This window comes from Bradyrhizobium sp. SZCCHNS3052 (assembly GCF_032484495.1).
Classification (GTDB): Bacteria; Pseudomonadota; Alphaproteobacteria; order Rhizobiales; family Xanthobacteraceae; genus Bradyrhizobium.
In genome coordinates this window covers 52,730-70,515 of sequence record NZ_JAUETB010000015.1, presented here as the reverse complement: position 1 = coordinate 70,515, position 17,786 = coordinate 52,730, and the positions used below count along the sequence as shown (strand labels likewise).

The window sequence follows — 17,786 nt, the reverse complement described above, 5'->3', positions numbered from 1 at the left end:
CAGTCCGGGCAACGCTACACGGGTTTGGTCGCGGGTGAAAACCTGCTTACGTCGCCATCGTCAGCATGTGGCCCTCATGCGGCGGAATATGACCTTGCAAGGTGTCGAGATAGACGCGCTGTACGGCCTCCGGTCCGCGTCCTTCCGTGATCGTGAGCCAGCCGTCGAGCCGCGGGGCGAAGTCCCGCCACGCCGCGCCGAGCCGGCTTTCGATGCCGCCGGGTCCCCATTCCCTGGCACGCTTCCTGATCTGGTCGGGCGCGAAGAACCAGGTGGGCGGGGCACCGGGAAGCATCTCTGCATCATCGCTGCCGTCCTGATGCGTCAGCCCGACGCGGCCGGAATAGACGAGGTTGTCGCCGTAGTGCCGATGCAGCGCGGCGCGGAGGCTGGCGTTGCCGGCCATGTCGACGAACGCCGCGCGCACCCCAGCGTCGAGCCCGTCGACCGCGTCGTAGGTCACGACCGCGTCGTAGCAGCCGAGCGAGCGGACGAAGGCCGCATTCGATGGCGAGGTCAGCCCGATCACGCGGATGCCCTTGCGCCGGGTATGCAGGAGGTGGGCGAGACCGAACGCGGTCTTGCTCGAGGCGGAGGACAGGATGACGGTTGTGGCGCCGAAATGAGCCTGTTCGGCGAGAAAGTCGTCGACCAGGAACGACAGCATGAACAGCGGGCGCAGCAGGGCCTGATCATCGCCTTGCCGTCCGGCAAAGGCGGGATCGTCGCCCACCCGCGCATAGGCGTTGTAGACCGGCGCGACGCCCTGGCGGTGCGCGGCCGCGTCGCGCAGGCCGCGCTTGCCGACGTCGGCGGCCTCGATGACGAGATGCGTCGCCATCGGGAAGTAGCCGAACAGGCGCTCGCCTTGCGCGACGGCAGGATGGCGGGACGCGATCACGTCGCCGAAGCCCCACACGGGAATGATGCCGAAGCCGTCGGGCGCGGGAAACAGTTGCCAATATTTCAACTGCTCGCCGAGCAGCGCGTAGGTGATGTTGTTGGCGGTGAAGGCGAAGCGGTCGACCTTCACCAGCAGCGCCTCGGCAGGAAGCGCGTCGCCATCGGGAAGCTCGGTGACGATCGTCTTGCACTGCTGCAGATCGCCGCGTGCGACGATGAAATCGGACGATTGCATGATGAAGACCTCGGCCGTTCGTTTGCTGTGCGTCGTGGCGCGATCCTGGCCGACATCGATGACCGTTTTGCAACCCCAACTTTGTTTGAAACGCCGTTCGCCGGAGTTGTTAGTTCGCCGGCGTGATCACGCCCTCGCGCTTCTTGACCACGCGGTAATAGCTCCACCACAGGTGCGCCGCCGCGCCGCGCAGCGGGCGCCAGCCTTCCGCAAGCGGCATCATCTGCTTGGCCGTAGGCCGCGTCGCAAGCCCGAGCCCGACCTTGACCGCCTCCTGCACGGCGAGGTCGCCGGACGGCCAGGCGTCGCCATGGCCGAGGCAGAACAGCAGGTAGACGTCGGCGGTCCACGGCCCGATGCCGGGCAGGGCGGTCAGGGTGGCGTGCGCGGCGTCGGCGTCCTCATTGGCGAGCACGTCGAGGTTCAGCCGCCCGGCGCCGAGCTCGCGCGCGATGTGCTTCAGCGTCTTGATCTTGGCGGCAGAGAGGCCGAGCCGTCCCAGCCGGTCGGCTTGGGCGCGGCGGACGGCGTCGGCATCGAACGGATCGAATGCCGCCTGCAGCCGGCCCCAGATCGCGGCCGCGCTCGCGGTCGAGAGCTGCTGGCCGCAGACGATGTGGGCGATCCCGGCGAAGCCCGGCTCACGCCTCCGGAGCGCCGGCATGCCGGTCGCTTCGAGGACGGGCGCCAGCCGCGCGTCCTGCTTCACCAGGTCGCGGATCGCGTCCTCGAGAACGGCTTGGCTGTCGAGGTGAAGGGTCATGGCGTCGCCGAACGCAAGGCTGGGCCATGTCGCGCCGGGTGGACGGCAGGAAGGCCCAGGGCTAAGGCAGCATCAGTCACGGCTGGAACTCTCATGAGCTTGCGTAGCATCCCCTCCGACATGGCCCGCCACAAGGTCGCCGGGATCGACTCCCTGCTGGATCGCGTCGTTGCCGAGTACGGCGTGTTTCTGCCGCTCGCCATCGAGAGCGGCAGCCGCGCCTGGGGCTTTGCCTCGCCCGACAGCGACTATGATTGCCGGTTCGTCTATGTGCGGCGCGCCGCCGATCATATCAAGCCATGGCCGGTGCGCGACGTCATCGAGTTTCCGCTCGAAGATGATTACGACGCCAACGGCTGGGACCTGGCCAAGGCGGTACAGCTGCTGCTGAAGGGCAATGCGGTCATCATCGAATGGCTGCGGTCGCCGGTGGTGTATCGTGGCTCCGCTTGGTTTCGTGATGACTTTCTCGCCTTCGCCAGGAGCGTGGCGAGCCGCGATGCCGTGGCGCGGCACTATCTGCATCTCGGTGAACGGCAACGCCGCGCGTATTTCGGCGACGGCACGGAGGTTGCGCAGAAGAAGATCTTCTACGCGCTGCGGCCAGCCGCGACGCTGCGCTGGCTGCGCCTGCACCCAAGGGAAGCGGTGGCGCCGATGCATTTTCCGACCTTGATGGCGGAGTGCGATCCGCCCGCGGCCTTGCAGGCGGAGGTGGCCGAGCTGATGCAGCGGAAAGCCTCGACCCGCGAGCTCGGCATCGCACCGCTGCCGCCCGTGGTGGCCGCGTTCGTCGATGCCGAGTTCGAGCTGGCCCGGTCGGCCTTCAGCGAATGCCGCAGCAGTACGGCCGAGATGATGCAGCAGGCAGAGCACTTCTATCGGACCGTGGTCGAGCGTCTGGAACGCGAAACGCAGGCAGGAGAGGCGCAGGGCTCTGTGGCGTCGAACTCATCATGATGCCACCCGTTTTCCGATTTGCCCCCAGCCCCAACGGCTATCTGCATCTCGGCCACGCTTTTTCGGCGCTGTTGAACTTCCAATGCGCGCAGCGGAGCGGCGGCCGCTTGCTGCTGCGCATCGAGGACATCGATCCGACCCGCTGCCGCCCCGAGTTCGAGCAGGCGATCTATGAGGACCTCGCCTGGCTCGGCATCGCCTGGGAGCAGCCGGTGCGGCGGCAATCGGAGCACCTTGCCGAGTACCGCGCTGCGCTGGACCGGCTGCGGGGCATGGGGCTGGTCTATCCGAGCTTCGAGAGCCGGGCCGAGGCCGCGCGGATGGTCGCGCAACGGGATGCAGAGGGGGCTTGGCCGCGCGATCCGGATGGCGCGCCGCTCTATCCGGGGACGGCGACCTCGCTCTCCGAGGCGCGCCGTGCGGCACTGATGGCCAGCGGCGCGCCCTATGCCTTGCGGCTCGACATGGCCGCCGCGGTCGCGCGCGCCGGCCGGCCGGCCTGGGACGAGCATGGCGCCGGGCCTTCGGGCGAGAGTGGCAGGGTCGAAGCAAGGCCGGAGGCCTGGGGGGATGTGGTTCTGGCGCGCAAGGAGACGCCGACCAGTTATCACCTCTCCGTCGTGCTCGACGATGCCCTGCAGGGGGTGACCGAGGTGGTGCGTGGGCAGGACCTGTTTCATGCCACCAGCGTGCACCGGCTGCTGCAGGTCCTGCTCGGCCTGCCGGCTCCGGCCTATCGGCATCACCAACTGATTCGCGACGCGCAGGGCCACAAGCTGTCCAAGTCCTCCCGGGCGACGGGATTGCGCGCCTTGCGTGCGGAAGGCGTCTCGCCGGCGGAAATCCGACACAGGATCGGCATGGTCTAGCCGCGTCCTGCCGCAAGCCCTGATGTCTCCCCACGTTTCCGGCGGGGACAACCTCCGGGGCATCGTGACACCCGGAAACGACCGTGCCATGCTGCTCAATGGCGCGGGTAATCGGGAGCTTCAATCGAAAGCGGCACGACGAGACATGACAGTACAAGTGCCCCTTCGTTTTTCGGAGTTCATGTCACAGGGGCCATGATGAAGCGCGTTCGGAAGATGAGTACGGGGCGTCGGGCCCGACCGGCCAAGCCGGCTGCGCCCAGGTCCGCCGGCGCGTCCAGAGCGCCCGCGGAAAAGGCGCCCTCCAGGACGACATCCCCGAGGATGCCGTCGTCCGCAGCACAAGCGCCGAAGACACAAACGCAGAAGACCAGGGCCGCGAAGGCGGCGCCGGCCAAGGAGCGCACCAAGGCGCGACCGCTCAAGAAGCACGTTCCTCAGGTCACGGCGATGGCGGGGAGCCGGCGAAGCGCGGCCAAGTCCGGAGTGAGGAAGCCCGAGACCGCGAAGTCCGCGCCCAAGGCTGCCGCTGGATCACCAGGAGTCGTCGAAGCCGCGCTGGCGGTGTTCGCCCATGAAGTGCGCACGCCGCTGACTGGCATTCTCGCCATCAGCGACCTGCTCGCCACCTCCGAGCTTGGCGAGCGCGAGCGGCGCTGGGTCGATACGATCAAGGCCGGCGCGGAGCATCTGTCGAGCCTCGCCACCCTGTTCGTCGATGCCGCCAAGGACGAGACCACCGGCGCGCTGCCGCGTGAGGATCTGTTCGATCTGCGCGTGCTGGCGCGGGCCGCCGGAGACTCGCTGTCGGGCCGCGCCGCCGCCAAGGGGCTGGATGTCAAGGTCCACGTTTCCGACGACTTGCCGGGACTCGTGATCGGCGACCCCGTGCGGCTGCGCGCTGCGCTCGAGAACCTGATCGACAATGCGGTGAAGTTCACCGAGCAGGGGGGCGTGGCGCTGGAGGTCGTTCCGGCACGCCGCGGCGGTCGCGGCAAGCCGAGCAGGGGCGCAGGCCGAGGCGCGGGCAGGGGCAGCGCCGCGATCGCCTTCCACGTCTCGGATTCGGGCATCGGCCTGACCCTGAAGGAGATCAAGCGGCTGTTCCGGCCGTTCAGCCAAGCCAATGTTTCGATTGCCTCGCGCTTCGGCGGGGCCGGACTCGGACTGTCCTCGGTCCGGCAACTGGCGCGCGCCATGGGCGGCGATGTCGCAGTGGCGCCGCATGAAGGCGGCGGCACGACCTTCACCCTGACGGTGACGCTGACCGTTGCGGCTACACCGCACGCCACCGCCGGCGGATCGGAAGATGGTGTCGCCCTCGCGCCGACGCGGCCCCTGCGGATCCTCGGGGTGGAGGACAATCCGTTCGGCCGCGTGGTGCTCAACACCATCCTCAATGAACTCGGCCACCAGGCCGAGTTCATCGGCCGCGGCGAGGCGGCGCCGGAGCGGATCGCGGCCGGCAATTACGATGCGGTGCTGATGGACATGGTGCTGCCCGGCATCAACGGCGTCGAGGCGATTGCTCGCATTCGCAAGCTGGACGCGCCCCACGGGACTATCCCGATCATCGGCGTGTCCGGACGCGGCGAGGACGAGGCGGCCTCGCGGGCTGCCGGCGCGGACGCGTTCCTGCTCAAGCCCGTTTCGCCGCGGGCTCTAGCGACTGCGCTTCTTGGAGCGACACGCCGCGCGGCAGCCGCGACTTGATGATCGAAGCGTTCAATTCGCCGCCATACACGAAGATCGCGGCGATGAAATACAGGAACACCAGTGCGATGATCACCGATGCGAGCCCTGCATACATCGTGACGTAGTTGTTGGCGAAGCGCGCCAGGTACTGGCCGAACACGATCCCTGACACCAGCGAGGCGATGAAGGTGAAGACGATGCCGGGCAGGATCTGCATGAAGCTGCGCCGCCCCGCCGGCAGCCAGGCGTGCAGGATGAACAGCGCGACGACCAGCGCGCTGATGGTGATGCCGTAGCGCGTCAGGTTGACGAAGCGCTCGTTGGCTTCGACCGCCAGCGGCAAATAGCGCCGGGCGGTGGCGAGCATCAGCGGGCCGAGCACGATCAGGAACGACATCGCCAGCGCCGTGAACGCGGCGACCAGGGTATAGCCGATCGATTCCAGCCGCAGCCAGTACCAGCGGCGCTGCTCGATCACGCCGTAGGCGCGGTTGAGCGCGACCCGCAGCGCCTCGACGCCGTTCGAGGCGAAGTAGACCGCGAGCACGGCGCCGATGGTCAGCGCATCGGTCCGGGTCGTGGTCAGCACGTCGTGGATCTCGCCGGTCAGCGCATCCGCCACCTGCGCCGGCCAAGTCTCGAGCATCAAGGTGGCGGCCTGGTCGGCCAGGTCCTTGGAGCCGAGAAAGCCGGCGAGCGAGGTCAGGACGATCAGGAAGGGAAACAGCGCCATCAGGGTCGACAGCGCGATATGGCTGGCGATCGCCCAGCCGTCGTCGGCGAGGAAGGTGTAGAACGCGTCCATGACGACGTGGAAGATGTAGCGAAGCGCCTTCACCTGTCCCTGCACTCCGCGAAAGAACGTGATTTGTACAATCCGATATTACGGGTCCAAAAGCCAGAAGTTGCAGCGCCGGCTGCGCGGATCCGCCATGGCGCTCTTGCGTTTGCGGTGTTATCTAGCACCGATGGCTTCACTTCTTGGTAAATTCATCCTTCCCATCGCCGTTGGCGCGGTCGCCCTGGTGCTGTTTCTCGGCCTCGTCAACATGACGCGCGGCGGCTCGCCGAACCTGTCGCAGAAGCTGATGCGCTGGCGGGTGATCCTGCAGTTCGTCGCGATCGTCGTTGCCATGGCGGCGATCTGGGCAATGGGGCGCTGAGACCGAGACGCCGAGGCGTCGAGAAACGGACGTTGAGAACGCAGCATGGTGGTCCTGAATCGCATCTACACACGGACAGGTGACGACGGTACGACCGCGCTCGGCAATGGCGAGCGGCGTCCCAAGTACGATCTGCGCGTCTCCGCCTATGGAACCGTTGACGAGACCAACGCTGCGATCGGCGTGGTCCGGCTGCATCTGGCCGATGCGCCCGAGATCGATGCGATGCTCGGCCTGATCCAGAACGATCTGTTCGACCTCGGCGCCGATCTCGCCGTGCCGCAGCGCGAGGGCAAGGCGGAGCGGCTGCGCGTCGTCGCGAGCCAGGTCGACCGCCTGGAGCGCGACATCGATACGCTGAACGAGCGGCTCTCGCCGCTGACGTCGTTCGTGCTGCCCGGAGGGACTGCGGCGGCGGCGCATCTGCATGTGGCGCGTACCATTTGCCGCAGGGCGGAACGGATCATGACGGAACTCGCCGGCAAGCCTGACGAGCCGGTCAGCGAGGCCGCCATTCGTTATATGAACCGGTTGTCGGATTTCCTGTTCGTGGCCAGCCGGGCGGCAAACCGGAACGGCGCCGGCGACGTGTTGTGGGTGCCGGGCCAAAACCGTTAACCCGCAAAACCGTTAACGCGGGGGCGTGCGGGCCTGCGTTTTTTCCCCCTCGCGCGTTGACCGGGGGGTACGGGGGCTTTAGGTTCCGCGCCCGAAAGGTCAACCCCGGACAATTTAGAGCGAAAGAGGATCGATGAAGGTTCTGGTGCCGGTCAAGCGGGTGGTCGATTACAACGTCAAGGTCCGCGTCAAGAGCGACGGATCGGGCGTTGAGCTCGCCAACGTCAAGATGTCGATGAATCCGTTCGACGAGATCGCCGTCGAGGAAGCGCTGCGGCTGAAGGAAGCCGGCAAGGCGACCGAGGTGGTGGTGGTCTCGATCGGGCCCGCGCAGGCGTCCGAGACGATCCGCACCGCGCTCGCGATGGGCGCCGACCGCGGCATCCTGGTCAAGGCCGAGGGCAACGTGGAACCGCTGGCGGTCGCGAAGATCCTCAAAGCCGTGGCGCAGGACGAGCAGCCGGGTCTGATCATCCTCGGCAAGCAGGCGATCGACGACGATTCCAACCAGACCGGCCAGATGCTGGCCGCGCTGCTGGGCTGGGCGCAGGCGACCTTCGCCTCCAAGCTCGAGGTCGAGCGCTCCGATTTCAAGGTCACCCGCGAGGTCGACGGCGGCCTGCAGACCGTGAAGCTCAAGGGGCCGGCGATCGTCACCACCGACCTTCGCCTCAACGAGCCGCGCTACGCGTCGCTGCCGAACATCATGAAGGCGAAGAAGAAGCCGATCGCCGAGAAGACCGCCGCCGACACCGGCGTCGATCTCACGCCGCGGCTCGAAGTGCTCAAGACCACCGAGCCGGCGGGCCGCAAGGCCGGCGTCAAGGTCAAGGACGTCGCCGAGCTCGTCAACAAACTCAAGACCGAGGCGGGGGTGCTCTGATGGCCACGCTGCTGATTGCCGAACACGACAATGCATCCATCAAGGACGCCACCAACAAGGCGCTGACGGCGGCGACAGCCCTCGGCGCCGATGTCGACGTGCTGGTCGCGGGCCAGGGCGCCAAGGCTGCGGCCGAAGCCGCCTCCAAGCTCGCCGGTGTCAAGAAGGTGCTGCTCGCCGATGACGCGGCCTACGCGCATGATCTCGCCGAGCCGCTCGCCGACCTCGTCGTCAAGCTCGCCGCGAACTACGACGCGATCGTCGCGCCCGCGACCTCGCGCTTCAAGAACGTGATGCCGCGCATCGCCGCTTTGCTCGACGTGATGCAGGTGTCGGAGATCATCAAGGTCGTCGCGCCCGACACGTTCGAGCGGCCGATCTATGCCGGCAACGCGATCCAGACCGTGAAGTCGAAGGACGCCAAGAAGGTCATCACCGTGCGCACCTCGACCTTCGCCGCCGCAGGCGAGGGCGGCAGCGCGTCGGTCGAGACCGTGGCGGCGGCCGGCGATCCGGCGCTGTCGACCTTCGTCGGCGAGGAGGTCGCCAAGAGCGACCGTCCCGAGCTGACCTCGGCCAAGATCATCGTCTCCGGCGGCCGCGCGATGCAGAGCCGCGAGAACTTCGCCAAGTACATCGAGCCGCTCGCCGACAAGCTCGGCGCCGGCGTCGGCGCCTCGCGCGCCGCGGTGGATGCCGGCTATGCGCCGAACGACTGGCAGGTCGGCCAGACCGGCAAGGTGGTCGCGCCGGAACTGTATGTCGCGGTCGGCATTTCAGGCGCCATTCAGCATCTGGCCGGCATGAAGGACTCCAAGGTGATCGTCGCGATCAACAAGGACGAGGACGCGCCGATCTTCCAGGTGGCCGATTACGGTTTGGTGGCCGATCTCTACCAGGCGGTTCCGGAGCTGACCGAGGCGCTCGGCAAGCTCGGCAAATAACGCTGCTGGCACCGGCCGCGTGGGACCGCGGCGGCCGGTGTTCTCACTTCCAAGGGCATGGGCGGGCGCAGCAGGCGTGCCGTTCGGGTGGATGACAACATGGCTCAGATCAACAAGCTCGGAGTGATCGGCGCAGGACAGATGGGCAACGGCATCGCGCACGTTGCCGCGCTGGCCGGGCTCGACGTGGTGCTCAACGACGTCACTGCCGACCGGTTGAAATCGGGCATGGCGACCATCAACGGCAATCTGACCCGCCAGGTCGCGAAGAAGGTGATCTCCGAGGACGCCCGCAACCAGGCGCTCGGCCATATCTCGATCAGCGAAACCCTCGACGGCCTCGCCGATTGCGATCTCGTCATCGAGACCGCGATCGAGAAGGAGGACGTCAAGCGCAAGATCTTCCACGATCTCTGCGCGGTGCTGAAGCCGGAGGCGATCATCGCCTCCAACACCTCGTCGATCTCGATCACCCGGCTCGCCGCCTGCACCGATCGCCCCGAGCGCTTCATCGGCATTCATTTCATGAACCCGGTTCCGCTGATGGAGCTGGTCGAGCTGATCCGCGGCATCGCCACCGACGACGCCACCTTCGAGGCGGCCAAGGAGTTCGTCGGCCGGCTCGGCAAGCAGGTCGCCGTTTCCGAGGACTTCCCGGCCTTCATCGTCAACCGCGTTCTGCTGCCGATGATCAACGAGGCGATCTACACGCTCTATGAGGGCGTCGGCAATGTCGAGGCGATCGATGCGGCGATGAAGCTCGGCGCGCATCACCCGATGGGGCCGCTCGAGCTGGCCGATTTCATCGGTCTGGATACCTGTCTGTCCATCATGCAGGTGCTGCATGAGGGGCTGGCGGATTCCAAATACCGGCCGTGCCCGCTGCTGGTGAAATACGTCGAGGCTGGCTGGCTCGGCCGCAAGACGCAGCGCGGCTTCTACGACTATCGCGGCCCCAAGCCGGTGCCGACCCGCTGATTTTACCGCCGCCGGGCTCGACCGATACGCTTCGTTAAGGCTCCTCGGTTAGCGTGCCGCTAGCGAGGTAAGCGCGTATGGACATGAGCTTGGTGGCTGCGGTCATGGCGCAGCAGGCGAGTGCGACACAGCAGCAGGTCGCCACGTCGGTGCTGAAGCAGAACCTGAACGCCCAGAAGGATGCGGTGCTGACGCTGCTCGGCGGCGCGCAGCAGACATTGTCGCTCGCCAATGCCGGCCCCGGCGTCGGCGGCAATCTCAACATCGCCGCCTGAGTTCTCCCGATTAGAGTCCCGCGGCCGCCTTCGATGTCGCCGCCTGGATCAGCTTGACCGCGTCGGCGCTGTCCCATTCGGCGGGACCCGCGATGGTCGCGATCTCGCAGCCATTGCCGTCGACCAGCACCGAGGTCGGCATCCCCAGCGCGCGGCCGACCGCCTTCAGATCCTGGAACACCTTGGCCTTCGGGTCACTGAAATAGGTGAGCTGCGTCAGCTTGGCGTCGGCGAGGAACGTCTTCGGCTTCTCCGGGTCGCGGGTGTCGATGTTGACCGCGACCACCTCGAAGGCGTCGCTGCCGAGCTTGGCCTGCAGCCCGTCCAGCGCCGGCATTTCCTTGCGGCAGGGCACGCACCAGGTCGCCCACAGGTTCAATAGCACCGTCTTGCCGCGGAAATCCGACAGCTTCTTCGCCGCCCCCGTGCCGTCCTCGAAGGCGAGATCCGGTAGCCGCAGCGGCACTGTTGCCGCCGTCAGCGCCGCCACCTCGCCCTTGATCAGCGGTGCGATCCGCTTGGCGGTGTCGACCGCCGCCTGACAGGCCTGGTCGCCCGCCGGCCGTCCCTTCAGCAATCCGCCAAGGGTCACCGCCGCGATGCCGGCCACGGCGACCACCGCCACGGCACCGGCCGCGAGCAGCGTCCGCCGCGAGGATGCGGGGCGGGCAGGGGACGGGTCAGGCTTATCGTTTGTCATCTCGGGTCGGTTGCGGCTATCAGAGGCGCGAATTTCGGGATACCGGACGGTGTGTCCCATCCAGCGGCGGTCAGCAAGGTCTTGGAAGCGGTTCAGGCATGAGCAACACGATGTGGGGCGGACGGTTCTCGGAGCGTCCCGACGAGATCATGGAGGACATCAACGTCTCGATCGACGTCGATCGCCACCTTTACGCGCAGGATATCGCCGCTTCCAAGGCGCACGCCGCCATGCTCGCCGCCCAGGGCATCATCACCGCGGGTGATGCGAAAAATATGGCTAAGGGTCTAGACACGATTTTGTCAGAGATCACCAAGGGTTCGTTCGAGTTCAAGCGGGCCCTGGAAGACATCCATATGAATGTCGAGAGCCGGCTCTCCGAGCTGATCGGCCCCGCCGCCGGCCGCCTGCACACCGCGCGCTCGCGCAACGACCAGGTCGCGACCGACTTCCGCCTGTTCGTCCGCGACACCATCGACGACATCGACGCGGCGCTCGCCGCCTACCAGCACGCGCTCGCCACCCGCGCGCTCGAATACGCTGGCACGGTCATGCCCGGCTTCACCCATCTGCAGACCGCCCAGCCCGTCACCTTCGGCCACCATCTGCTGGCCTATGTCGAGATGGCCGGGCGCGACCGCGGCCGCTTCCTCGATGCCCGCAAGCGGCTCAATGAATCGCCGCTGGGGGCCGCCGCGCTCGCCGGCACCTCGTTCCCGATCGATCGCCACGCCACCGCCGAGGCGCTCGGCTTCGAGCGCCCGATGGCCAATTCGCTCGACGCCGTGTCCGACCGCGACTTCGTGCTGGAGACCCTGTCGGCCGCCTCGATCTGCGCCGTGCATCTGTCGCGCTTCGCCGAGGAGATCGTGATCTGGACCTCGCCTTTGGTCGGCCTGATCAAGCTGTCGGACAAGTTCACCACCGGCTCCTCGATCATGCCGCAGAAGCGCAACCCGGACGCCGCCGAGCTGGTGCGCGCCAAGACCGGCCGCGTCATCGGCGCGCTGAACGGGCTCTTGATCGTCATGAAGGGCCTGCCGCTCGCCTATCAGAAGGACATGCAGGAGGATAAGCAGGGCGCGATGGAGGCGTTCGCGGCGCTGTCGCTCGCCATCCGCGCCATGACCGGCATGGCGCTCGACCTCGTGCCGGACGAGGCCCGCATGAAGGCCGCCGCCGGCGAGGGCTACGCCACCGCGACCGACCTCGCCGACTGGCTGGTGCGCACCCTCAAGATGCCGTTCCGCGAGGCCCACCACGTCACGGGCCGGATCGTGGCCTTGGCCGCCAAGCAAGGCGTCGCCCTGCACGAGCTGCCGCTGAAGGCGATGCAGGAGGTCGAGCCGAAGATATCAGCCGAGGTGCTCGGCGTGCTCTCGGTCGAGTCCTCGGTGAAGAGCCGCACCAGCTACGGCGGCACCGCGCCGAAGAACGTGGCCGCGCAGGCCAAAGCCTGGCTGAAGCGGCTGGAAAAACAGCGAAAGTAGGGCTCCCGTTCGAAATTTGATCGGCCCGGCGTGGCACTCCCGCACTCGTCAGGCCGGTGCATTCTCTGTATGGTGCCGCCCGCATGGGGATTTCACACGTGAATCGCGCTCGCCGTCCAACCTCCGCCGCCCGGGTCCTGCTCGTCCTCGGCGCTTCAGCCCTTCTGCTGGCCGCCTGCGGCCGCAAGGGTCCGTTGGACCTGCCGGCCAACTCCCCGCCGGCGCCGCAGATGTCGGCCGCTCCCGCCGACACCGCGACGGATGCCGCCAACAAGCCCGGCCTGTTCAACTCCGGCTACGGCGCCGACGCCGCCCCCGCCGCCACCCGCGGCCAGAAGAAACCCTTCATCCTCGACCCGCTGCTCGACAGCAAATAGAGCTCGAACTCCCTCTCGATCAGCGGTCGGTGCCACCCTCCCCTGGAGGGGGAGGGTCGCCTCACGTTGAGCGCAGCGAAACGCGAGGCGGGGTGGGGTGATCTCTCCACCCGCACCGTCCTCGCGGCTTCACCCCACCCCGCTCGCCCGCTTCGCGTGCGATCGACCCTCCCCCTCCAGGGGAGGGTGGCAGCGCGGGTTTGACAATCCACCCCATTTCCCGGCAATTCGCCGCCACAATCAACCTTCTCGCGGCCCCGTGCGCGGATCAGACCCATGAATCACTTCGACTACCGCGACGGCGTGCTGCACGCCGAGGCCGTCAATCTCGCCGAGCTCGCCGCCCGCGTTGGCACCCCGTTCTACTGCTACTCCACCGCGACCCTGGAGCGGCACTACCGCGTGTTCGCCGACGCCTTTGCCGGCCAGGACGTGCTGATCTGCTACGCGATGAAAGCCAACTCCAACCAGTCGGTGCTGCGCACGTTGGCCAAACTCGGCGCCGGCGCCGACGTCGTCTCCGGCGGCGAGCTGAAGCGCGCGCTGGCGGCCGGCATCCCGTCGCGCAAGATCGTGTTCTCCGGCGTCGGCAAGACCGAGGCCGAGCTGCGCGCCGCGCTCGCGGCCGACATCCACTGCCTCAACATCGAATCCGAGCCCGAGCTCGATCTGCTGGCGCGCCTCGCGGTCGAGACCGGCCACACCGCCCGCATCTCCGTGCGCGTCAATCCGGACGTCGACGCCGGCACACACGCAAAAATCTCGACCGGCAAGTCGGAGAACAAGTTCGGCATTCCGCTGGAGCACGCCCGCCGCGTCTACGCCCGCGCGGCCAAGATGCCGGGCATCAAGGTCACCGGCGTCGACGTCCATATCGGCAGCCAGATCACCGATCTCGGTCCGATGGAGACCGCGTTCCGCATCCTGACCGAGTTCGTGCAGACGCTGCGCGCCGACGGCCACGACATCTCCCATGTCGATTTCGGCGGCGGCCTCGGCATCCCCTATCACATGGACCGCGCGGTGCCGCCGGAGCCCGCGGAATATGCCGCGATGGTCAAGCGCGTCAGCCACAATCTCGGCTGCACCCTGATGTTCGAGCCGGGACGCATGATCGTCGGCAATGCCGGCATCCTCGTCGCCAAGGTGATCTATGTGAAGCATGGCGAGGCCAAGAACTTCGTCATCATCGACGCCGCGATGAACGACCTGATCCGCCCGACGCTCTACGAGGCCCATCACGACATCCTGCCGGTGACGCAGCCCGCGCCGGGTGCGCCGTCGTTCACAGCCGACATCGTCGGCCCGGTCTGCGAGAGCGGCGACTACCTTGCGCTCGACCGCACGCTGCCCGAGCCCAAGCCGGGCGATCTCCTCGCCATCATGACATCAGGCGCCTACGGCGCCGTCCAGGCCTGCACCTACAACACCCGCGCGCTGGTGCCCGAGGTGCTGGTCAAGGGCGACCAGTCCGCCGTGATCAGGCCGCGGATCGAGGTGGAGCAGCTGATCGCGATGGACACGCCGGCGCCGTGGCTGTGAGGGGCTGCCGCGCATTGAGCTGACAGCGTTGTGCCCGTCTGCTTCCACATCGTCATGGCCGGGCTTGTCCCGGCCATCCACGTCGTCCGGCATCCTGGGAACGACGTGGATGCCCGGGACAAGCCCGGGCATGACGGAGTAACTCATCGGCAGGCGTTCCTGCCGCGATTGCTCGGTTCAGGCTTGCACATCGTGCTCTTGTGCGTCTGTAATCCATAGATTACATTCCCCAGATGGTCGACGTTCGCGAAACGCCCGGCTTCTCGCGTTGGCTGGCCGCGTTGAGCGATCAGCGCGCTCGTTTGTACATCGTCCGGCGGATCAGCCGGGTGGCCGCCGGAAACTTCGGCGATGCCAAGTCCGTTGGCGGTGCGGTCAGCGAGCTTCGCGTCGACTACGGCCCGGGCTACCGCATCTACTTCACGAGGCGCGGCAAGACCGTCGTCATCCTGCTCTGCGGTGGCGACAAGCGGACCCAGGCGAGGGACATCGAGAAGGCCCAGGACCTCGCGACGACATTGGAGGATTGAGGATGAAGGTCAGCAAGCTGAAGAAGTTCGACGCCGCCGAGCACCTCCGCACACCGGCCGCCCGCGCGGAGTATCTCAACATCGTGCTTGCCGACGGCGATCCCGCCGAGGTCCGCGACGCGCTCAATCTGGTCGCCCGCGCGCAGGGTATGAGCCAGGTCGCAAAGGCCGCCGGCGTGACCAGGGAAGGGCTCTACAAGACGCTCGGCGAAAACGGCAACCCCGAATTCGCAACCGTCCTGCGCATCATCGCCGCGATGGGAATCCGGCTGACCGCCGAGCCGGCCCAAGCCAAGCCGAATACGAAAGCCGCGGCGTTGCGGTGACGATGAGAGACTGCGGAGAGGGCGGTCTTCTGGTCGGGGATCGAGATCGAGACCTCATTTTCAATTGATGCGCGGGAGTCCGGGCTGTCAGGCAAGCTATCGCCATTGGACTACGGCTATGGTGCCCTTCGGTACGGCCCACGCGGTGAGATGGATTGGTGAGGCCACGGCCGCTCGAAGACCGGGCCCTCGAACCTCGTCCGGCCGTCACATGACTTCACCACGAAGCGGAAGCGGCCGTACATCGGAAAGTTCCTGTCGCAGCCCCGGGCGCATTGGGCCGAACAGGACATGCCGGTCCACGGCTTCGGTCGCAGACCGCGTTCGTCGATCCTCACGCATGTACCGGGCGGTTGGTCGCACGACGCCACGAGCTTGAGCGAGTCGCGATCGAGATCACCAGCGCGCTCGAAGGTGCCGTCGGCGCGCTGCTCCTCGACGATCAGTTCGGAAGCGAGCTCGACCGTTCCATGAGCGCGAAGTTCGAGTTCGCCGAACGTCGGTCCGTTGCGAATTTCGACGGCGGCGTCACCTCCGGCGTCTGCCGCGGGCGCGCGCGCCGGCCAGGCGAGCAGCATGGCACAGCTCAGCAGGCCGATCAGAGCACGCATCGGCGCCGCGATCGTCCTCCGCCTAAGCGCCAACTGCGCGATCGACATGGGCATGGCCATGATGCTCCTGGCTCGCCTGATCATGCGCATGGCCTACGGTGACAGTGCGCCCGATCAAAGGCCAACGCAGCGGGACCCAGGACTTGAGGGCACTGTTGCGCACTCCTCGACTCAGCGCTCGCGGCGCAGGGCCCGCACAGCCTGCTGCGTTGCCAGCGTGAGTGGATTCGGAAGCTCGTGCAAGGCGAACCAGCCGAACGCGGCGTGCTTGTCGGGCTCGGCCAGCCTCGGCTCACCCTTGAAGCCCGAGGCGAGATAGACCGGCGCAACCCAATGTTCGCCCCTCAGCCGGTCGATCTGGTCGACAACGCAGATCAGCCTGAGATCGCCAAGCGTGATGTTGAGCTCCTCTGTCGTCTCGCGCCTGACGGCGTCCTCCACCGGCTCCAGCCAGTCGACCTTGCCGCCCGGCAGGCCCCAGCAGCCGGCCTCCGGGTCGCGAAGGCGCTGGACGAGCAGGATCGCCCCGCCATCAACGATCACAACACCGCAGCCCAACCGAGGCTCGTTCATCGCCATGTGTCGGCCGCTGAATCCATTTCGTCGTTGAGGCGGATCGTAGCAGAATTGATGTGGGAGGCCTTGGCAGTTTCGGATGTCTGGGCGCACTCACTGTCCGGTCTCGTCATTCTGGTGTGGTGCAGTCAACTGCCCGTCCGCCTCACATCCATCCGAAACGGGTCGAGAAAACTGCAGCGTCACCGTAATTCGTCCATGAAGTCGGTCCGGAAGAAGCCCGGCTCGATCGCCGTGTGAGGCTCGTGGGTCGCGCCGGCTCATGCCGCCGCGATGTCGATGGCGATCTTGCCGGTGCCGCCCGTCTTGAGCGCGTCATAGGCCGCACCGACGTCCTCGAGGGCGAACCGGCGCGAGTCGAGCAGCGGCGTGAGCTTGCCGGATTCCACCAGCTGTGCGGCCTGGGCGAGGATCTCGCCGTGATGCCGCCGTCCCTTGCCGTCGAGCAGCGGCAGCAGCGTGAAGACGCCGGAATAGGTGCCGCCCTTGAACGACAGCGGCGCCAGCGGATGGGTGCCCCAGCCCAGCGACGAGGTGACATGGCCGAACCGCGCGACCGCGGCGAAGGCGGTGTCGAGCGCGCCGACCGTGTCGTAGACGACGTCGAAGCCGCGGCCCGCCGTGATGCGCTCGACGGCGTCGGCGATCGGTTCGTTGCGGTCGATGAAAACAGCGCCCAGGCGCTCGATCACCGGCCGGCTCTCTGGACTTCCCGTTGCGAAAACCGTTGCGCCGAAGGCGAGGCCGAGCTGGACGACGATGTGACCGACACCGCCGGCGCCGCCCAGGACGAGCAGCGTCTGTCCCGGCCGGATGCCGACGCGATCGACCAGACCTTCCCAGGCCGTGATCGTCACCAGCGGCAGGATGGCCGCCTCGCGCATGCTGAGGTTCGCCGGCTTGGCCGCGAGCAGATCCGCGTCGGCGCTGACATATTCGGCCAGCGTTCCCGGGTGGCCGCCGACTCCGCCGACCATGCCGTAGACCTCGTCGCCCGGACGAAACCGGGTGACGCCTTCGCCTGTGGCCTCGACCGTGCCGGCCATGTCCAGGCCGAGGATGGCGGGGGCCGGTTGCCTGGCATGCGCGGCCTGGCCGGCATGGATCTTGGTATCGAGCGGGTTGGTGCCGGCCGCGGCGATGCGGACGAGGACCTCGCCGCGTCCCGGCGCGGGGCGGCTGATCGCGGTGACGCGGAGCGGCGCGCCGGTTTCGTGGAGAATGGCAGCCTTCATCGAGATGGTCATGGCGACCTCCTGTTGTGATGGAGGCATCGTCGGCCGTCGTGCCATGAATGGACATCATCGAGTTCGTATGTAATCCATTCAGTTTTGAATGGGCGTCTCGT

Annotated in this window: 21 protein-coding genes; 14 read left to right on the top strand and 7 right to left on the bottom strand. The window is 67.1% G+C overall.

Annotated features, from left to right (window positions below; all coding sequences use genetic code 11):
• Window positions 1-46: 46 nt before the first annotated feature.
• Both QX073_RS30715 and QX073_RS30710 read right to left on the bottom strand, forming a co-directional pair.
• Complete coding sequence (locus QX073_RS30715; RefSeq protein WP_316226867.1) at window positions 47-1,138, bottom strand: DUF2855 family protein; 1,092 nt, start codon at window positions 1,136-1,138, stop codon at window positions 47-49.
• A gap of 109 nt (window positions 1,139-1,247) precedes the next feature.
• On the bottom strand, window positions 1,248-1,901 hold the full coding sequence (locus tag QX073_RS30710) for a DNA-3-methyladenine glycosylase 2 family protein (protein ID WP_316226866.1): 654 nt from the start codon (window positions 1,899-1,901) through the stop codon (window positions 1,248-1,250).
• Window positions 1,902-1,994: 93 nt separating this feature from the next.
• On the opposite strand from QX073_RS30710, the gene QX073_RS30705 reads away from it, so the two are divergent.
• The 3 genes from QX073_RS30705 (at window position 1,995) to QX073_RS30695 (ending at window position 5,443) form a co-directional block, all read left to right on the top strand.
• Window positions 1,995-2,861, top strand: a complete 867-nt coding sequence (locus QX073_RS30705; protein ID WP_316186177.1) for a nucleotidyltransferase domain-containing protein — start codon at window positions 1,995-1,997, stop codon at window positions 2,859-2,861.
• Window positions 2,861-3,730, top strand: a complete 870-nt coding sequence (gene gluQRS / locus QX073_RS30700) for a tRNA glutamyl-Q(34) synthetase GluQRS (protein ID WP_316171837.1) — start codon at window positions 2,861-2,863, stop codon at window positions 3,728-3,730. Before QX073_RS30705 ends, gluQRS begins: the two co-directional genes overlap by 1 nt.
• Before the next feature lie 558 nt (window positions 3,731-4,288).
• Window positions 4,289-5,443, top strand: coding sequence for an ATP-binding protein (locus QX073_RS30695; RefSeq protein WP_409999241.1), 1,155 nt, complete (start codon window positions 4,289-4,291; stop codon window positions 5,441-5,443).
• Here the strand turns inward: QX073_RS30695 and QX073_RS30690 are convergent.
• Window positions 5,370-6,263, bottom strand: a complete 894-nt coding sequence (locus QX073_RS30690; protein ID WP_315718152.1) for a YihY/virulence factor BrkB family protein — start codon at window positions 6,261-6,263, stop codon at window positions 5,370-5,372. The genes QX073_RS30695 and QX073_RS30690 overlap by 74 nt on opposite strands.
• A gap of 130 nt (window positions 6,264-6,393) precedes the next feature.
• On the opposite strand from QX073_RS30690, the gene QX073_RS30685 reads away from it, so the two are divergent.
• The 6 genes from QX073_RS30685 (at window position 6,394) to QX073_RS30660 (ending at window position 10,286) form a co-directional block, all read left to right on the top strand.
• Entirely contained in the window at window positions 6,394-6,588 is a 195-nt protein-coding gene (locus QX073_RS30685; RefSeq protein WP_315718162.1) for a twin transmembrane helix small protein, read from the top strand.
• Window positions 6,589-6,633: 45 nt separating this feature from the next.
• Window positions 6,634-7,206, top strand: coding sequence for a cob(I)yrinic acid a,c-diamide adenosyltransferase (locus tag QX073_RS30680; RefSeq protein ID WP_315736202.1), 573 nt, complete (start codon window positions 6,634-6,636; stop codon window positions 7,204-7,206).
• Window positions 7,207-7,339: 133 nt separating this feature from the next.
• Window positions 7,340-8,089, top strand: coding sequence for an electron transfer flavoprotein subunit beta/FixA family protein (locus QX073_RS30675; protein ID WP_316226865.1), 750 nt, complete (start codon window positions 7,340-7,342; stop codon window positions 8,087-8,089).
• Entirely contained in the window at window positions 8,089-9,033 is a 945-nt protein-coding gene (locus tag QX073_RS30670) for an electron transfer flavoprotein subunit alpha/FixB family protein (RefSeq protein WP_316226864.1), read from the top strand. The genes QX073_RS30675 and QX073_RS30670 overlap by 1 nt, the downstream gene beginning before the upstream one ends.
• Window positions 9,034-9,132: 99 nt before the next feature.
• Window positions 9,133-10,011 (top strand): 3-hydroxybutyryl-CoA dehydrogenase, encoded by an 879-nt coding sequence (locus QX073_RS30665; RefSeq protein WP_315718147.1) that lies wholly within the window; start codon window positions 9,133-9,135, stop codon window positions 10,009-10,011.
• 77 nt (window positions 10,012-10,088) lie between these two features.
• Window positions 10,089-10,286 (top strand): putative motility protein, encoded by a 198-nt coding sequence (locus QX073_RS30660; RefSeq protein ID WP_315718145.1) that lies wholly within the window; start codon window positions 10,089-10,091, stop codon window positions 10,284-10,286.
• A gap of 10 nt (window positions 10,287-10,296) precedes the next feature.
• Here QX073_RS30660 and tlpA read toward each other — a convergent pair whose 3' ends face one another.
• Entirely contained in the window at window positions 10,297-10,986 is a 690-nt protein-coding gene (gene tlpA / locus QX073_RS30655) for a thiol:disulfide interchange protein TlpA (protein ID WP_316171813.1), read from the bottom strand.
• Window positions 10,987-11,084: 98 nt separating this feature from the next.
• On the opposite strand from tlpA, the gene argH reads away from it, so the two are divergent.
• The 5 genes from argH (at window position 11,085) to QX073_RS30630 (ending at window position 15,251) form a co-directional block, all read left to right on the top strand.
• Window positions 11,085-12,476 (top strand): argininosuccinate lyase, encoded by a 1,392-nt coding sequence (gene argH, locus QX073_RS30650; protein WP_315718143.1) that lies wholly within the window; start codon window positions 11,085-11,087, stop codon window positions 12,474-12,476.
• Between the two features lie 83 nt (window positions 12,477-12,559).
• Window positions 12,560-12,853, top strand: coding sequence for an LPS translocon maturation chaperone LptM (lptM, locus tag QX073_RS30645; protein WP_315718142.1), 294 nt, complete (start codon window positions 12,560-12,562; stop codon window positions 12,851-12,853).
• Between the two features lie 276 nt (window positions 12,854-13,129).
• A complete protein-coding gene (gene lysA / locus QX073_RS30640; RefSeq protein ID WP_316186173.1) occupies window positions 13,130-14,395 on the top strand; it encodes a diaminopimelate decarboxylase in 1,266 nt (421 codons plus the stop codon).
• Between the two features lie 233 nt (window positions 14,396-14,628).
• Window positions 14,629-14,925 carry a type II toxin-antitoxin system RelE/ParE family toxin gene (locus QX073_RS30635; RefSeq protein ID WP_316226863.1) on the top strand — a complete coding sequence of 99 codons (297 nt, stop codon included), beginning with the start codon at window positions 14,629-14,631 and terminating at the stop codon, window positions 14,923-14,925.
• A gap of 2 nt (window positions 14,926-14,927) precedes the next feature.
• Window positions 14,928-15,251, top strand: coding sequence for an addiction module antidote protein (locus QX073_RS30630; protein WP_315826623.1), 324 nt, complete (start codon window positions 14,928-14,930; stop codon window positions 15,249-15,251).
• Between the two features lie 116 nt (window positions 15,252-15,367).
• On the opposite strand, the gene QX073_RS30625 is transcribed toward QX073_RS30630, so the two are convergent.
• The 3 genes from QX073_RS30625 to QX073_RS30615 form a co-directional block, all read right to left on the bottom strand.
• The gene (locus QX073_RS30625; protein WP_315826624.1) at window positions 15,368-15,916 is read right to left on the bottom strand and encodes a hypothetical protein; all 549 of its coding nucleotides are present in this window, start codon (window positions 15,914-15,916) and stop codon (window positions 15,368-15,370) included.
• Window positions 15,917-16,033: 117 nt separating this feature from the next.
• On the bottom strand, window positions 16,034-16,435 hold the full coding sequence (locus tag QX073_RS30620) for an NUDIX hydrolase (RefSeq protein ID WP_315826625.1): 402 nt from the start codon (window positions 16,433-16,435) through the stop codon (window positions 16,034-16,036).
• 263 nt (window positions 16,436-16,698) lie between these two features.
• The gene (locus QX073_RS30615; protein ID WP_316226862.1) at window positions 16,699-17,685 is read right to left on the bottom strand and encodes a zinc-dependent alcohol dehydrogenase family protein; all 987 of its coding nucleotides are present in this window, start codon (window positions 17,683-17,685) and stop codon (window positions 16,699-16,701) included.
• Between the last annotated feature and the right edge of the window lie 101 nt (window positions 17,686-17,786).

What these genes read in the sequence shown, in the direction of transcription:
- tlpA (WP_316171813.1), bottom strand. Translation starts at nt 10,986, where the DNA reads ATGACAAACGATAAGCCTGACCCGTCCCCTGCCCGCCCCGCATCCTCG.
- QX073_RS30660 (WP_315718145.1), top strand. Translation starts at nt 10,089, where the DNA reads ATGGACATGAGCTTGGTGGCTGCGGTCATGGCGCAGCAGGCGAGTGCG.
- lysA (WP_316186173.1), top strand. Translation starts at nt 13,130, where the DNA reads ATGAATCACTTCGACTACCGCGACGGCGTGCTGCACGCCGAGGCCGTC.
- QX073_RS30685 (WP_315718162.1), top strand. Translation starts at nt 6,394, where the DNA reads ATGGCTTCACTTCTTGGTAAATTCATCCTTCCCATCGCCGTTGGCGCG.
- QX073_RS30635 (WP_316226863.1), top strand. Translation starts at nt 14,629, where the DNA reads ATGGTCGACGTTCGCGAAACGCCCGGCTTCTCGCGTTGGCTGGCCGCG.
- argH (WP_315718143.1), top strand. Translation starts at nt 11,085, where the DNA reads ATGAGCAACACGATGTGGGGCGGACGGTTCTCGGAGCGTCCCGACGAG.
- QX073_RS30675 (WP_316226865.1), top strand. Translation starts at nt 7,340, where the DNA reads ATGAAGGTTCTGGTGCCGGTCAAGCGGGTGGTCGATTACAACGTCAAG.
- QX073_RS30625 (WP_315826624.1), bottom strand. Translation starts at nt 15,916, where the DNA reads ATGCCCATGTCGATCGCGCAGTTGGCGCTTAGGCGGAGGACGATCGCG.
- QX073_RS30620 (WP_315826625.1), bottom strand. Translation starts at nt 16,435, where the DNA reads ATGAACGAGCCTCGGTTGGGCTGCGGTGTTGTGATCGTTGATGGCGGG.
- QX073_RS30705 (WP_316186177.1), top strand. Translation starts at nt 1,995, where the DNA reads ATGAGCTTGCGTAGCATCCCCTCCGACATGGCCCGCCACAAGGTCGCC.
- QX073_RS30710 (WP_316226866.1), bottom strand. Translation starts at nt 1,901, where the DNA reads ATGACCCTTCACCTCGACAGCCAAGCCGTTCTCGAGGACGCGATCCGC.
- QX073_RS30615 (WP_316226862.1), bottom strand. Translation starts at nt 17,685, where the DNA reads ATGACCATCTCGATGAAGGCTGCCATTCTCCACGAAACCGGCGCGCCG.
- QX073_RS30670 (WP_316226864.1), top strand. Translation starts at nt 8,089, where the DNA reads ATGGCCACGCTGCTGATTGCCGAACACGACAATGCATCCATCAAGGAC.
- QX073_RS30680 (WP_315736202.1), top strand. Translation starts at nt 6,634, where the DNA reads ATGGTGGTCCTGAATCGCATCTACACACGGACAGGTGACGACGGTACG.
- QX073_RS30630 (WP_315826623.1), top strand. Translation starts at nt 14,928, where the DNA reads ATGAAGGTCAGCAAGCTGAAGAAGTTCGACGCCGCCGAGCACCTCCGC.
- gluQRS (WP_316171837.1), top strand. Translation starts at nt 2,861, where the DNA reads ATGCCACCCGTTTTCCGATTTGCCCCCAGCCCCAACGGCTATCTGCAT.
- QX073_RS30715 (WP_316226867.1), bottom strand. Translation starts at nt 1,138, where the DNA reads ATGCAATCGTCCGATTTCATCGTCGCACGCGGCGATCTGCAGCAGTGC.
- QX073_RS30665 (WP_315718147.1), top strand. Translation starts at nt 9,133, where the DNA reads ATGGCTCAGATCAACAAGCTCGGAGTGATCGGCGCAGGACAGATGGGC.
- lptM (WP_315718142.1), top strand. Translation starts at nt 12,560, where the DNA reads ATGGGGATTTCACACGTGAATCGCGCTCGCCGTCCAACCTCCGCCGCC.